General features: G+C 33.9%; 13 protein-coding genes, 1 pseudogene and 1 riboswitch. Of the genes and pseudogenes, 3 read left to right on the top strand and 11 right to left on the bottom strand.

What is annotated here, in order from left to right; all coding sequences use genetic code 11:
- Nucleotides 1–85: 85 nt before the first annotated feature.
- A riboswitch (PreQ1 riboswitch) is annotated at nucleotides 86–129 on the bottom strand.
- A 208-nt stretch (nucleotides 130–337) separates the two neighbouring features.
- Nucleotides 338–1546, top strand: a complete 1209-nt coding sequence (locus I6L50_RS13000; RefSeq protein WP_219303696.1) for an ATP-binding protein — start codon at nucleotides 338–340, stop codon at nucleotides 1544–1546.
- Nucleotides 1547–1555: 9 nt separating this feature from the next.
- On the opposite strand, the gene I6L50_RS12995 is transcribed toward I6L50_RS13000, so the two are convergent.
- The 4 genes from I6L50_RS12995 to I6L50_RS12980 all read right to left on the bottom strand — a co-directional run bounded on the left by I6L50_RS12995 (nucleotide 1556) and on the right by I6L50_RS12980 (nucleotide 4748).
- On the bottom strand, nucleotides 1556–1672 hold the full coding sequence (locus I6L50_RS12995; protein ID WP_000038354.1) for a DUF6254 family protein: 117 nt from the start codon (nucleotides 1670–1672) through the stop codon (nucleotides 1556–1558).
- 105 nt (nucleotides 1673–1777) lie between these two features.
- Nucleotides 1778–2311 (bottom strand): DinB family protein, encoded by a 534-nt coding sequence (locus tag I6L50_RS12990; RefSeq protein WP_219301776.1) that lies wholly within the window; start codon nucleotides 2309–2311, stop codon nucleotides 1778–1780.
- A gap of 139 nt (nucleotides 2312–2450) precedes the next feature.
- Nucleotides 2451–4145 (bottom strand): M3 family oligoendopeptidase, encoded by a 1695-nt coding sequence (locus I6L50_RS12985; RefSeq protein ID WP_113936979.1) that lies wholly within the window; start codon nucleotides 4143–4145, stop codon nucleotides 2451–2453.
- A 156-nt stretch (nucleotides 4146–4301) separates the two neighbouring features.
- A complete protein-coding gene (locus I6L50_RS12980) occupies nucleotides 4302–4748 on the bottom strand; it encodes a MarR family winged helix-turn-helix transcriptional regulator (RefSeq protein ID WP_002064378.1) in 447 nt (148 codons plus the stop codon).
- Nucleotides 4749–4942: 194 nt separating this feature from the next.
- Between I6L50_RS12980 and I6L50_RS12975 the strand changes: the two genes are divergently transcribed.
- On the top strand, nucleotides 4943–6439 hold the full coding sequence (locus I6L50_RS12975) for a DUF3149 domain-containing protein (protein WP_219301775.1): 1497 nt from the start codon (nucleotides 4943–4945) through the stop codon (nucleotides 6437–6439).
- A 29-nt stretch (nucleotides 6440–6468) separates the two neighbouring features.
- Here I6L50_RS12975 and I6L50_RS12970 read toward each other — a convergent pair whose 3' ends face one another.
- Entirely contained in the window at nucleotides 6469–6750 is a 282-nt protein-coding gene (locus tag I6L50_RS12970) for an aspartyl-phosphate phosphatase Spo0E family protein (protein ID WP_002011543.1), read from the bottom strand.
- 490 nt (nucleotides 6751–7240) lie between these two features.
- On the opposite strand from I6L50_RS12970, the gene I6L50_RS12965 reads away from it, so the two are divergent.
- A complete protein-coding gene (locus I6L50_RS12965) occupies nucleotides 7241–8011 on the top strand; it encodes a divergent polysaccharide deacetylase family protein (protein ID WP_219301774.1) in 771 nt (256 codons plus the stop codon).
- A gap of 67 nt (nucleotides 8012–8078) precedes the next feature.
- Here I6L50_RS12965 and cbpA read toward each other — a convergent pair whose 3' ends face one another.
- The 6 genes and pseudogenes from cbpA to phnW all read right to left on the bottom strand — a co-directional run bounded on the left by cbpA (nucleotide 8079) and on the right by phnW (nucleotide 15533).
- A complete protein-coding gene (gene cbpA / locus I6L50_RS12960) occupies nucleotides 8079–8702 on the bottom strand; it encodes a cyclic di-AMP binding protein CbpA (RefSeq protein ID WP_002140932.1) in 624 nt (207 codons plus the stop codon).
- Nucleotides 8703–8827: 125 nt separating this feature from the next.
- The gene (locus tag I6L50_RS12955; RefSeq protein WP_002011549.1) at nucleotides 8828–9457 is read right to left on the bottom strand and encodes a class II aldolase/adducin family protein; all 630 of its coding nucleotides are present in this window, start codon (nucleotides 9455–9457) and stop codon (nucleotides 8828–8830) included.
- Between the two features lie 250 nt (nucleotides 9458–9707).
- Nucleotides 9708–11993, bottom strand: coding sequence for an NEAT domain-containing leucine-rich repeat protein (locus I6L50_RS12950; protein WP_219301773.1), 2286 nt, complete (start codon nucleotides 11991–11993; stop codon nucleotides 9708–9710).
- Between the two features lie 439 nt (nucleotides 11994–12432).
- Nucleotides 12433–13214, bottom strand: a pseudogene (locus I6L50_RS12945) (DeoR/GlpR family DNA-binding transcription regulator).
- Between the two features lie 40 nt (nucleotides 13215–13254).
- On the bottom strand, nucleotides 13255–14439 hold the full coding sequence (locus tag I6L50_RS12940) for a saccharopine dehydrogenase family protein (protein ID WP_219301772.1): 1185 nt from the start codon (nucleotides 14437–14439) through the stop codon (nucleotides 13255–13257).
- Nucleotides 14436–15533 (bottom strand): 2-aminoethylphosphonate--pyruvate transaminase, encoded by a 1098-nt coding sequence (phnW, locus tag I6L50_RS12935; RefSeq protein ID WP_219301771.1) that lies wholly within the window; start codon nucleotides 15531–15533, stop codon nucleotides 14436–14438. Before phnW ends, I6L50_RS12940 begins: the two co-directional genes overlap by 4 nt.
- Between the last annotated feature and the right edge of the window lie 13 nt (nucleotides 15534–15546).

The following is a 15546-nucleotide window of genomic DNA, read 5'->3' as shown; positions in this document are numbered from 1 at the left end:
TTCTCCTTCTCTACTACGAATAAGAAGAAAGAACGTTCTTGAACTGTCACAATAAAAAAACAAAACAATACCTAATGATATTGTTGTTTCCATAGTTTTTTATAGAGGGAGTTCGCGAACCTCTCCCATGCAGTGCACGGAATTTCTTCTTTCATTGACAAAGATTATTGTAACATATTGTATACTACCAGAAAAAATTTCTGATTTTTTCCGCTATTTCACATTTCATTTCTTTCATTTTATAGTATGATTAATTTAATGTTAGAAGAGAGGAGGCATCCCACTGGAACTCTTTATTATTTACCTCTTTTTAAATATATTATCTATTCTCGTTACAATCCTCGTATATCATTTATTTTGGAACCAGAAAGGGAAACGATCTCCTAAATTAAATTCAGCCATATTTATTGTATTGTGTTGCCTCGCTACCATACTATGTATCACTTTCGCAGCAAAAACAAATAATGGTTTTCAGTTCGACATGCGACATATCGTATTAATTGTCGGCACGTTAACGGGAGGGCCTATTGCTGGTGGTTCTATTTTAGCTGTATTAAACATTTATCGCTTTTTATTGGGAGGAATAGGTGCGTTCCCATCCTTTATCGCTTCTATTCTCCTATTTATTGTTCTACTATTAACATACAAATTTTTTAATCGAAGTTCTAATCATATAAAAATAACACTTGCTATTTTTTACAGTCTTACTTATGGATTTGGTTGGATACCATTTTTCCTTGCCAGTGTTACAAATGATGCAGATTATATACCACATATCATTGTGTACGAACTATGTACGATGATTGGCACGATCCTTATTTTATATTTACTACACATATTACAAATGCAAGTTCGTCTCCAAAATGAACTTATGAACGCTGAGAAATTTCATTTAATCGGCGAAATGGCAGCTTCTATCTCTCATGAAATTCGTAATCCTTTAACTGCAACGAAAGGTTTTTTACAACTTTTACAGTCAGATACATGTTCTGAGAAAGAACGAAAATTATATATCGACATAGCCATTAATGGTATCGAACAAGCAAATCACGTTCTTACAGACTACTTAACTTTTGCAAAACCGAGTATTGAAAAAGAACAACAATTACAAGTAGAGGAAGAATTACTTCATGCGTTGTCTTTGATCACACCTCTCGCCAATTTAGCAAATGTTCGTATAAATTATATAAAACAAAGTACATCTTTCTTTATCGCTGGCGAAAAGCAAAAACTGAACCAATGTTTATTAAATATTTTTAAAAATTGTATTGAGGCTATGCCTACAGGTGGCGACCTTATTCTTACATTAGTTCCAGACCATAAACATATACAACTATATATAAAAGATACAGGAGTTGGTATGGATCAAGAACAAATAAAACGCCTTGGATCACCTTTCTACTCAACGAAAGAAAAAGGGACCGGACTCGGAATGATGGTCGTCTTCAGCGTCATTCAAGCAATGGATGGAAAGATTGATATTATAAGCGAAAAAGGTACAGGTACAACCTTCTTATTAACTTTCCCACTCATACAAAAAACGTGATGAACTTCATCACGTTTTTTCTGTTCCTTCAACTAATTCTGCAAAAGCTTTCACTTTCCCATGTGGCTTTTGATTTTCTTTCCGAGCTTTCCAGGCGCGCTCTTCTTCTCTCTTTTTCTTTGACATGCTTTTCAACTCCTTCTTTTCTTTTCTCCATGTAGTATTCCAAAATGAGAAAGAAAACTATGCATGAGTAAAAAAGAAAAGAAGCGGTTCCCCACTTCTTTCATTTTAACGCTGTAAAATTGCATATTTCGCTTCTTTTAGCTGTGTAAGATGTCTTTGTTCGTGTAAATCTAGAAATTGAACCCATTGATATAAATTCAAATCATTAAAAATAGGATGTTTTAATCCATTTTCAAATAATTCTTTTTCATCTATTACACTATGAAGGGCATGTAATAATTCTTGTCGTGAATGTTCTAGTAATTGAATTCCTTGCAGTTTTTTCATTAATGTTTCTGTTGGTTTCATTTGTTGAGGAGCTTCCCTTTTATGTGTGCGATCAAGCGTAAGTTGGAGGTCTTTAAATGGAGCAAGTTTTCTTTCTTTTTTTTGCAAAGCATATACAAGGGCAGATGTGACAGACTGTTCAACTAAATGCAAATGATGCAAAATTTGAATAATACTCCATTTATCACGGCGTGGCTTTACATTCACCTCCGTATCATTTAACATTTCAATTTCTGATAACAGCGTGCTTCGTGTAGACTGTAATGAGTGGACTAAAGTTTCTAAACTAACATCCATATTAGATTGAAGCATAGTGCTTTCCCCCCTTTTGTTGGTGAAAAGGGGCGCTCCCCATTAGAAACACCCCTAAAATAATTCTGAATTTTCTTTTATTATCTCATCATTTTTCTATTATGTCGATGTTAAACATAGGAAAAAAGTGCATGTTTTTTTACAATTTTGTGTCGTCAACAGCACGTAACCACGCTTCAATTTCTGTAATTACACTTTTTACACACCCTTCAGCGAATGGTGATGTTAAATTTGCAACTTCTACTAATTCTAAGAATGATTTACTTCCACCTTGTTGACAAAGATTCACATAATCTTCCCAAGCCTCTTGTCTATTATCTCTTGCACGTTTCCAAAATTGCAGTGCACAAATTTGAGCTAACGTGTAGTCAATATAATAGAAAGGTGAGCTATAAATATGACCTTGACGTTGCCAGAAACCACCACGCTCTAAATAATCATTATCTTCATAATCACGATGTGGTAAATACTTCTTCTCTATGTTACGCCATGCTGACTTACGTTCTGCTGGCGATGCTTCTGGATTTTCATATACATAATGTTGATATTCATCTACAGATACACCGTACGGTAAAAATAGAAGTGCTGAACTTAAGTGTGAGAAATAATATTTATCCGCATCTTCTTCAAAGAATAACTTCATCCATGGCCATGTAAAGAATTCCATGCTCATTGAATGGATTTCACACGCTTCATATGTTGGCCAATTATATTCTGGAATTTCATACTTACGACTTTCATATACTTGGAAAGCATGGCCCGCTTCATGTGTTAGCACATCAATGTCACCAGACGTTCCATTAAAGTTTGAGAAGATGAATGGCGCTTTATAATTCTCGATATATGTACAATATCCACCACCAGCTTTTCCTTTTTTCGCAACTAAATCTAATAAATCATTATCGAGCATGAAATTAAAAAATTCATCTGTTTCAGCTGATAATTCTTTATACATCGTTTTCCCGTGATTAATAATCCAATCGGCATCGCCTTTTGGAGTTGGATTACCTGTAGCAAACTCAAAGTTTTCATCATAATAAGCGAGCTTTTCTACACCAATGCGTGCTTTTTGTCTATTTCTTAACTCGGTTGCAACCGGAACGATATAATCTAATACTTGCTGACGATAGTTCGCTACCATTTCAGCATTATAATCTGTACGATACATTCTTGCATATCCTAATTCAACAAAGTTTTTAAAACCAAGTGTTTTTGCGATTTTCGTTCTCACTTTAACAAGCTCATCATAAATACGATCTAACTCTTCCTCTTTCTCAGCTAAAAATCCGTAGTATGCTTCACTTGCTGCTTTACGTTCACTTCTTTCTTTTCCTTGCATAAATGGAATAAGTTGCGATAACGTTCTTTCTTCTCCTGCAAAGTCAATTTTTGCAGATGCTAATAACTGTGTATATTGTGAAGACAGTTTATTCTCTAATTGTAAATCTTTCACGACTTCATCAGAATATGTTTTCAAATCACACTCCGCAAGAGCAAATAATTGCTTTCCATAATACGCCTCTAATTCTTCGCGGAATGGAGAATGAATTAACGCATTATAATACTTTGTACCATACCCTTGTACAACTGGAGAGAATTCATCAAAGAAATCCTGCTCATCCTTATAAAAGGCATCTGTCGTATCAACAGAATGACGAATGTAACAAAGGTTCCCCATTGTACCAAAGTCATTACGAATTTCGTTAATTGAATTGATAACTTGTTTTTGTTCTTCTACAGTTTTTGCGTTATCAAACTTCTCTAAAGCAACAGTAAATTTCCCTTTTAATTCTTCAATATTTGGCCGTTTATATTCATAGTCTTTAAATGACATGAACGAGCCCCCTCTCCGTTATGTATACCTTTACTATAATTCAATACTTATTCCCAAATCCCCTCTTAGTTTTCAACAAAATTCGGCAGCTTCCATCTTGCTTATATGCAAAAAAGCCTTGGATTTCTTTATCCAAAGCTCCTTTGGAACATATCATTATTTTTCATACTTTCCAATCTTTTTTAATAGATCAAGTAATTCATCCTTTTCATCTTTCGTTAACATTTCAAAAGACTGATATATAACTTGCTCATGACCTGGAAAAATAGAAGCAATAAAGCTCTCTCCAGACTCCGTTAATTGCGCATAAATAACACGCCTGTCATTTGGACATGGAATTCGTTTTACAAGCCCTTTTTTCTCTAGCTTATCTACAACGTATGTAATGCTGCCACTAGCTATTAAAATACGCTCACCGATTTGCTGAAGTGGTTGGCCTCCTTTATGATATAGTAATTCTAATACAGCAAACTCAGTTGGATTTAATCCGTTACTTTGTATGGATTTATTTGTAGTATCCATAACAGAACGATGTACACGGGATAATGCAATAAATACTTTTAAAGATTGAGAAATGTCTTCTCGCTCATTATTTGATGTCATACCATTTCAACCCTTCACTTAAATTCTCCGCAACAAAAAGAAAAGCAACGTAGCACTTCATTACAACTTCCGAATGAATATTCACTCATTCCTTTTCCTTTCCCTAATGTAATGCAAATGATTCTTGAATAAAAACATGACAATTTTAACATAGTTTATATATAATGATAATAAAAAAAGAAGGAGTACCAAATTTGAAAGTCAAATTACAAAGCATAGTTTTTTACATACTGCTTGTTATACTGCCAACGATAGGGATTGGTGCCACATTTTTTTCATATCACACTTATCAAATGAAACAGGCAAACAAACTATCTGCTCACACTGTTCTCTTTTTATATAGAGACTATTTAGACCATCACCTTGGTGAAGCTATATCTGCCTTAGAAATGCTCGCAAAAGTCGTAGGGACCGAAACTGGAAACATCAATGGGATTAAACAGATTGTACATGATACCGATGGAAATGATGAACGTTTTTCCGGTCTATATTACGCTACGACAGATGGGATGATTACACTCGCATCCCAAGGCGATTCGCCGCCTATTGACGTTTCTGACCGCCAATACATCCAAGATGCATTGCAATCTAAGAAAACAACTGTATCATCAGTTATTACAGATCGCGTTCTTGGACATCAAGCTATTATGATTGCGTCTCCAATATTTAATAGACAAAAGGAACTCTCAGGCTTATTATTAGCAAGTTTACGCTTTGACTACATTTCAGCCTCTTTAAATGCTATTAAACCACAATATCATTTCGAAGTAACTGATAAACATGATGTAGTTTTTCTAACCGATGATAATAACGAAACAAGCGACGGGCATTCTAACATGCTTACTACCCCACTCCAAAGATTAAATTGGAAAGTTTCTGTTTCTCCGTTACCTATTCATCAACAAACTTTATACCAGTTAGTTGCAATAGAGTGTATAGCTACTTTATTTTTAATGTCTATTTTATTTTTACTTGCTCAATATATGTTATTAAAACGTCAAACAAAACTAGAAAGACAACAAAATGAACTGCAAAAAATTGAATTGGTTGGAACTTTTGCAGCTAGTACAGCTCATGAAATCCGTAACCCTCTTACTGGAATTAAAGGACTCGTTGCTCTGTTAAAAGAGAAATATAAAGATGAACAGGATCAGTTCTACTTTTCCGTAATCGAACAAGAAATAGAACGGATTAATGAAATTGTAAGCGAATTTCTTATTCTTGGAAAACCAACTGCCATCATTGAACAAACATATGATGTAAGAACGATTCTTAATGAGGTATCATTAATTATCCAATCTGAAGCGAATCTACATAACATTGTATTTCATTTACATTTGCCAGACCACCCTGTTCATATACGTTGCTCAAAAGACCATATGAAACAAGTGGTTTTAAACATTACAAAAAATGCAATTGAAGCCATGGCTTCTGGTGATACATTAACCATTGTAGTAACAAACAACGAAAAACACGCACACTTGCAAATTATTGATACTGGAAAAGGGATTCCTAAACATATTCAAAAACACCTCTTTCATCCGTTCTTTACTAATAAAGATACTGGAACAGGTCTTGGGCTTGTTATATGTAAACGAATTGTAGAGATGTACAATGGGCATATATTTATTGATAGTAAAGAAAACAAAGGAACGACAGTTCATATAGAGATTCCATTACACATAGTATAATTATCCTTATCTTAAAAGGGTAATTATACTTATTTCATAAAACCAGCTACAAACATTCTCCAAAAATTGTTTGATTTCCCTTCATACCCAATTTGAAAAATAGGAACCTTTATAATTGAAAACCATTTCGGTGTTTGTTTTTCTTTGTAACGCTGATACTGTACGATAAGCTTGTCCAATTCTTGACTAACTTGAATTGTCTCCATACTATTTAACCCACTTGTTAATCCTAAATGAATCATTTCTTCACGTTTCATATGAATATCATGCGAAAGCTTTTCTAATGTGTACTTCCTTTTTACAGTAAACATCCATATCCCCCTTATTTTTCTTCAATACTCTCAACGCCTCTTCTACTTTAGCCCTTTAAACACTTAATCCTATTTAAAATTGAAGAATCAGAAAATTTAACATTTTTCCCCTGTAATTTACAAATCTTTACCCTCACTTTGAGAATTATTACAAATTATTCTATCTTTGTAAATACATTCGCAATAATAGACATTTTTTTCATCTTCTTTTTTATAAATACTCAGTAAACAGTGGATTCTCTATTTTCAATGTACTTTTCTTCGACATTTTTTGTTTAATTTATGTAAAAACGCAAAACATAATGATGATTGATAAAGTGAAACTTGAATTAGTGGGGATTTTGTTCATCTCCCACTAATTATTAGCCTTCACCAATCGAGCGCTTACGGGCAGTGGATCTCCCACCTAACTTCTTTGCTCTAGCCGAATTTTGAGGTGGGAGTCTTACTGCCTGCAAATAGCGGGATAAAATAGAAAGGAAATATTTATATGCGCAAATATACCATTGCATTTCTCGTCTTCACCCTGTTCATACCCTTCTTCTTCTTTCCTATTCAAGCAAACGCTCATACGAATAAGGTTGCTATTGTCATCGATGATTTCGGCAATAATATGAAAGGCACAGATAAGATGTTATCACTTCCAATTCCACTCACTGTTGCTGTTATGCCATTTCTTCCTTCTACTAAACAAGACGCAATAGCTGCCCATAAAAAAGGGCATGAAGTTATTATACATATGCCAATGGAACCAATTAGAGGAAAAAAAGAGTGGCTTGGACCAAAAGCGATTACAACAGATTTAAGCGATGAAGAAATAAACAACCGACTCGAACAAGCAATTCAAGAAATACCTCATGCAATAGGAATGAACAATCATATGGGATCAAAAGTAACCGCTGATGAAAGGATTGTACGTCTTATACTTTCTGTCTGTAAAAAACACGGTTTATTTTATTTAGACAGTAAAACAAACCCTAATAGTGTTGTCCCAAAAATCGGTAAAGAATTAGGCGTGCCTATTATTGAAAACCAATTATTTTTTGATGATGTATATACGGTAAGTCACATTTCAAAACAAGCACAATTACTCATAAAAAAAATCCAAGACAAACCCATTATGGTAGCTATCGGACACGTTGGGGCTCCAGGTGAAATTACATCACGTATTATCGAAACTTCTATTCCTAAAATTCGTGAGCATGCAGACTTTATTTTTTTATCTGATTTAGCGTTATCTCCACCTTCTGTTTCAAAATAAGATTCATTTCTCGCACTAAAAAAGGTACCTATCTACATATAGCAGATAGGTACCTTTCCTTTTCAACTTAAATATAATCTACATGACTGACCCTGAATCCCTTTTTCTCTATCTTTTCAATTAATTGCTTTAATTTTTTTTCATTTAACTCATCCGATATATTTACGATAACACGGCGAATATATTGATCACCATTATCAAGCGTAAACAGCCCACCGATATTATATGCTTTTAATAATGTCCCAAGCTCTTTAATTGTTCCCTTACAATCTTGTGTTGCAATTGTTAATATATAACCACCCGTCCGCATACCGAACGAATCCTCAATAACATCAAATACATTAGAATGTGTTAAAATGCCGACAAATTCATTATACTCATTTAAAACCGCTAAAAACGGGAGACGACGAATAACGTAAAAAGCTCTAAAAAAAGAATCCTTTTCAAAAATAAACGAATTTGGATTTTCCAGTACATCTTCTGTACTTACATCCTCTAATCTGCTATTACACTTCTTTTCTAAAAGATCTACTTTATAAATAATCCCCGTGAATTCCTTCTCATTTTCTGCTAATACAGGGATTGCGCGAAATCCCGTTTCATTCATAATTTGTAACGCCTTTTCACCAGAATCATTCGTTTTACAAAATGTCACCTGCTGTTTTGGCAGAAAATGATATTTAACTCGCAAAATATGTTCCTCCTTACATGTCAACATGTAATCTATATATAATAAGGAGACCTATATTTTATGAGTGAAATTTCTTTTTAAAACGCTTTCATTTTTATGGAATGGTAATCTCTGTGAATACATCTTTATATAACAGAACTTTTTGCCCCTTTTATCATTAAAAGCTTTACGTGATAGTTCATTAAATACTCTATACCTTCCAACCATTTTTTCGCTTCTTCTGGAGTTTTCCCCCACACGATCATTCCGTAATTATGAACAAGGACTACTCCTCCACCTTCAATAAAATTCGGAACATTATTTTCTAATAAATTAGCGAATTTCTTTTCATCTTCTACAATTGGAATTGTCATTTCTGTAATACCATCTTTTCCAAAAACACGTTCCACACTACGTTTTTCGAATGTTACTTCTCCTTCTTTCCCATATAGCTCTGACATTAAATGACTATCTACAGTCTGTACTTGTAAAATGCATTCTGCACTACTTTTTTTATAAATATCCGCATGCATAAATGACTCTATAGCTGGTTTTTCTTCGTTTTCAAATACTGGCTCACACATGCAATTTACGACAATAAAATCTTCTTCAGAAAATACCCCTTTATCTCTTCCCTCTACATTCACTAAAAATGTTAATGGCTCTTTTGACGTACACATCGATAAACTAATTTTCGTACCATAAAACCAATCGCGAAGTGCCAATTCTGCTTTCACATCTTTTAATTCGTTCCATTTTTTCAGAAAAAATAACATTTCGTCACCCCCGGCGTAATATTAATATAATGTTCAAATCCTTTCTATATAAAAGAAATGTTTTTTTGATTATTCTAAAAATTTAATTGAATTATCACACGAGAATGCCTTTTTGTCAATATCGTTTCAGCACCTATCGGAAAAATAGGCCTATCACATGTAAACACTCCTGTCTATTTAGCACTTGATTTTGTACATATAAAAAATACGTTATTCTTCTTATTAAAGAATAACGTATTTTTCTCATTTATTATTTTTTTATTGCCTTATACAAAAATTGCGCATATTGCTCACGTGTTACGAAATCATCCCCTAAAAAGTTCCCATTCCCGTCACCTTTTGATATATTATTATCCACTAATGCTTTCACATATCCTTCTGCCCAATGACCTGTTGGTACGTCTGTAAAGTTCTCCAAATTATTTTCATTTTCATTTAACTGAAATACTTTTTGTAATACTACTGACATCTCGTACCTAGTTAATACTCCTTCTGGACGAAACTTACCTGTACCATCTCCTTGCATAATTCCAGCTTGTGCAACTGTAGCAATATCTTGCTCAAACATATGCCCTTTCGTATCAGTAAACATCTCTTTCTGCTCTACTTTACTTTCTAATTTCAAGTACCTTTGTACTAAAGACGCAACTTGTCCACGAGTAATATTATCCCCAAATCCAAATTTACCATTTCCATATCCTTTAAAAATATCTTCTTTCGCTAAATAGTTAATTGCTGTCTCTGACCAATGTCCTTTCGGCACATCATTAAATTCTATTACTGCTTCTATTTTCTCGTCTTCTTTAGAAGTATTGTCCTCTTTACTTTCTACTACATTTTGAATAACAGATCCTGTGAAGAAGATTCCTGTATCTGCAAATGGGTCTTTCACACCAAATTCATATACTTTCTCACCTGGTGTACTCCACTTAACTACATCGTTACTATACGTACCATCTTCACTCTTCAAACGAATTTTTGTAGAGATTTTACCATCTTTTTCGTATACAGGTACTTTCACTTCTTTATTTACTTCTGTGTCCGCTAAAAAGACTTTTTGATTTTGCACATTAATGTAAGCTGTCTTACTTAGTTCCACAACTGGTCTCACATCGCGGATTTCATTTGCCACAAAACTTAGAAATACTAACTTTTTCAAATTGCTAACTGGTGTTAAGTCTGAAATATAATTTGCCTCTAAATCAAGCTTTTGTAAGTTTACTAGATTTGATAATGGAGTAATATCCTTTAACTCATTATTAGGTAAATCTAATTCTGTAAGCTGAGTCATTTTAGCAAGTGGTGTCACATCTTCAATTTGATTTTTCCCGATAAATAATTTATTTAATTGATTCATTTGATCAATACCCGATAAATCTTTAACCTTATTACGCGTTAATACTAAGTCCTTTAAAGGTAATGAATATAACGGTTTAATATCTTCAATTTGATTACCTGCTAAAGTTAAGTATGTTACATTTTTCAACGCGCTTAATGGAGCAACGTCCGTAATTTTATTATTTGCTAAATTCAAGTAATCTAGTTGTTCCATTTTCGCTAATGCTGTTACATCTTCTATTTGGTTGCCTGATAGATATAAACTTTTTACATTTTTCATTTCAATTAGTGGTGCAACATTTGTAATTTTATTATTACTCAAATCAAGAGATTCTAAATTATCCATCTTAACAAGTGGTGTTACATCTGAAAATTCATTACCACGCAAAGCTAAATGATTTAATTGCTTTAAATTCGCAAAGAACGACGGATCTGTTATCTTCGCATTCGCAACTGTTAAAGATTTTAAATTTGGCATATATTTTAATGCACTATAATCCAGAATCTCATTCGTATTTAAAAACAAGTCCTTTACTTGTAATAACTCCTCTTTCGTAATTGGTGTATTTAAATCTTTTCGATTAAATACTTTTTTATTAACAAGTTCTCTTAATTTGTTATCTGTTATCATATTTTGACTATCAACTGGATGATCCGTTTCCGTATTGCCTGAATTAGAGTTATCATCTGGTTTCTCTGTTTCTTTGTCACCTACAGTTGGATCTTTAATTTCAAATTGAACTTGATATTTGTGATCATATCCGATGGCCGGAATAAGTATATGCATTTGCATATTATGCTTCTTCTCAAATTCGCCAATTTCAAATTGGACTACTTTCGTTCCATTTTTCCTCTTATCTTCTGATAAAACTTTCACATCTTGAAATACACCAGGTTGGTTTTTATCCTCTATTCTAAGATATTGAAAATAATCGCTATCTTGTATTGTTACAGTAACGATTTTTTTCCCATCTTCAATTGCTACTTTAGGATTTTTTATGTACTGAGAAACCATAGATGGCTCATCTTTTTGATCCTTATATATTTTAATCTCAGTATCATACGTGCGATCACTGGCTGCTGCTACCGACTGGTTTGCTTCAATTTTTATTGCTGCTAACGCTGGAGTAGAATACGCAGCGAATGGAATAGCTAATGTTGTTGCTACTACTAGAGCTTTAATATAACTTTTTTTCAAAATAATATCCCCTTATCTTATATATATTTCAATTGATAATTACTATCAATTACTAACATAATAAATGATAATGAATCTCATTATCATTGTCAATAAGAATATTACATTAAGTTTATATTTCCATAGATAAAAAATAAAAAACCCTTTACTCAAAGGGCTTTTTTGCCTATCGTATGAAGGATTTCACTTTTTTCTTTTTCATTAATAACACCAATTTTTTGCAAAATGTTTGCATACAATACAAGTTTATTATATATCCGTTCCGACATACTTTCCCTTCTTTCCTTCGACCAACTTTTTTTGTATTGGTAAATTATATGAACGAGATGAGAAAATGTGTCCACTTTTTGCATAAATACAAATCTTTTATTTTTTTTACTTGCTGCTAGTAAAACTCCCACCTAAAAATTAGGTGGGAGTCTAAATGTATTCAATTCATTTAGCAAACTGTCCATTGAATATTATGCTTTTTGACTTCTTCTTCAAAACTATAGGGCATTTTCTTATCACAAATAATATGTTGAATACGAGAAAATCCTGCTATTCGGTAGTTCCCTTTGACGCCTACCTTTGTATGATCGCATAAAATATACGTTTTCTCAGCTAATTTCATCATCGCTTCTGACAGTTTCGCCTTTTCTAATTCAAAGCTAGAAACCCCAAAACCTTGCAACAACCCATCAATCGAAATGAATGCTTTATGAAAATGAAATTGATGAATTACTTGCTGTGAAATAGACCCCGACACACGTGAATGTTTTGGGGAGACTTTCCCGCCTATAAATAAAACTTCACCGTGAAACATCTTTTTATTAATAGAAGAAATTAATTGTGTTGCTACTGGAAATGAACTTGTTACAATCGTTAAATTTTTACGATGAACAAGATATGGCACCATTTGAAGTGGTGTACTTCCATCATCAATCGCAATAACATCTCCATCTTCCACAAACGTTGCTGCTTTATACCCAATTCTTTTCTTCTCTTCTATATGCAGCATCTCTCGTTCTAACATCGGTGCCTCTATCCCAGCTCCCGGAAGTTGAACGGCTCCACCGTACACTTTCTTCAATTTTTTTCCCGATCTAATTCTTCTAAATACCGACGAATCGTCTCTGTTGATACTGCGAACTCTCTCGCTAATTCTGAAACTTTTACTTTTCCTTTAAACTCTACCTTCTCAAGAATTGTCCTCTTTCTCTCTTCACCTACTACAGACATAGCCTCACCCCATTTATATCTACCTCATAAACTGTCTTACTTATACAAAGTTATAATTTTCTTTGTAAGTAGAAATCTCTTCATGAATATAAATACCGCGCTTTTCTAGTTCGTCAAAAATAATTTGTGGATTTTCGAAAGCTTCTTCAGGAGTAATAACACCAACTTTATTAACTACTCCTTTTGCAATTAACTCTGTAGCGATTCCAAATGGGATGCCAACATTTCTTGTATAGGCCCTTAATTTCTCCCAACCTACTACAGAACCGTCAGATAGCGGATGTGTATGGTATAACACATGCCTTTGTTTTTGATTATTTTTCATACCTACTACTTCTACATGAAGTGCATAACCATAAAGCTCTGTTGCTTGTCCTTCTTTCGATTTTAATAGATACTTCGAAATACAATCCATAATACCAATTTCTTTACCGTTTATTTCAATTTGATCATTACGCAATATACCATAATCATATAAAGCACGAACGAGCTGCATATTTTGCTCTGGCCAAGTTCCTCTTATTTCAATAAGCTGTACACCTTTATCTTCCAGTGCCTTCGCTAACGTAATCGTTTCTGAATGCGGGATTATATACTGCATTGTTTTCCCGTAAGGCGCTGGTAATTCAATTTCTCTCGGGCGCGCAAACGGAGGTACTTGCTTAAATTCACCTTCCTCATACACTGTACGCGTCGGCAAATGTGGATCATATTCATATGTCGTTGTCTCTGTAATTGATGCAGAAAAAGCAATTGGACGATACGAGCCATGACTTACTCGAACTGACTCTACAGTATCTAGCTGATTTGCTGCATACATGGCCATCATTTGCGTTACACCTGGTGTCATACCAAACCCAGGTAAACATGTTGTTCCATGTTGAACAAATTTAGAATGGGATTCATTTTCTTCACCGAATCCATTTAAGTTCACACCGTGACAACCGGCCTCTGCGATACAGCGAGTAGACAATCCATTTAACTTTATCGTCGTACCATCCATTACAATGTTATAGCCCTTCATTTTTGCGACCGTATCCTCATGATTTGTCACATCGACTTTCACAAAATCAACACGAGGATCATTTAACCACTCTACTACTTTTCGGCCTTCCTCTTCATTAAAATCGGCTACCGTAATCGTCTCAAAAGATGAAAATTGAACTAAATCTAAAATTGCTTCACGACAAATTTTACCTGCTCCACCTAAGCAAAATACTTTCACCCTATAACAACCCCTTTAGCAATACTATCAACTAAGCGAATAATATCTTCTTCATGTACATCACCGATATTTCCAATGCGGAACGTATCTACTTTCGAAATTTTACCTGGATAAATAACAAATCCATATCGCTTTAATTCATTATATAGCTGCAAAAATTCAAATCCTGCTTCTGGATAAATGAAAGATGTAATAATAGGAGATTGATATTTTTCATCTACTAATGGCTTAAAGCCTATTTCTTTCATTTTGTGCGCTAGTAGTTTTTGATTGCTATAATATCGATTGTAACGGGCTCTTACCCCGCCTTCTTCTTCTAATTCAAGCAATGCCTGATAAAAAGCATGTACAACATGTGTAGGTGAAGTAAAGCGCCATTTCCCATTTTGCTCTTCCATCGTTTCCCACTGATCATATAAATCTAATGATAAAGAACGAGCTTGCCCTTTACATTTCAATAGTTCATCACGATTTGCGATGACAAAACCGAATCCGGGAACACCTTGAATACATTTATTCGCACTACTAATTAGAAAGTCAATTTGCAACTCAGCGATATCTATTTCAATACCACCGAAACTACTCATTGCGTCAACCAGTGTAACTTTTCCATATTGTTTTCCCAATTTACATACGTCTACAATTGGATTAATAATACCTGTAGTTGTTTCACAATGAACAACTACAATATGCGTAATCTCTTTATCTTGTTGTAATAACTGTTCTACTTCTGCAATATTAGTAGGCTCCCACTCTTCTGTTTGACTGACCACCACATCTATATGTAACATCTCTGCCATTTGTACAATCCGCTTACCATACGCACCATTTGTACAAACTAGCAGCTTTCCGTTTCTAGGAATAACAGAACCAATTACTGCTTCAACCGCAAACGTACCGCTTCCTTGCATTAAAACTGTTGTGTACTTTTCTTCTTCCTTTGTCGCTAACGATACAAGCCTATTTCTTACATCTTGCACCATCGTGTTATATTCAACATCCCACGTACACCAATCGTATAACATAACTTCTTTTACAGTTTTTGTTGTCGTTAATGGTCCTGGTGTTAATAATAAATAGTGATTTTCATTCATGATCGTGTGCCCC

Source organism: Bacillus sp. FDAARGOS_1420 (genome assembly GCF_019344915.1).
Lineage (GTDB): Bacteria > Bacillota > Bacilli > Bacillales > Bacillaceae_G > Bacillus_A > Bacillus_A mycoides.
This window is presented reverse-complemented; position numbering and strand designations above follow the sequence as displayed.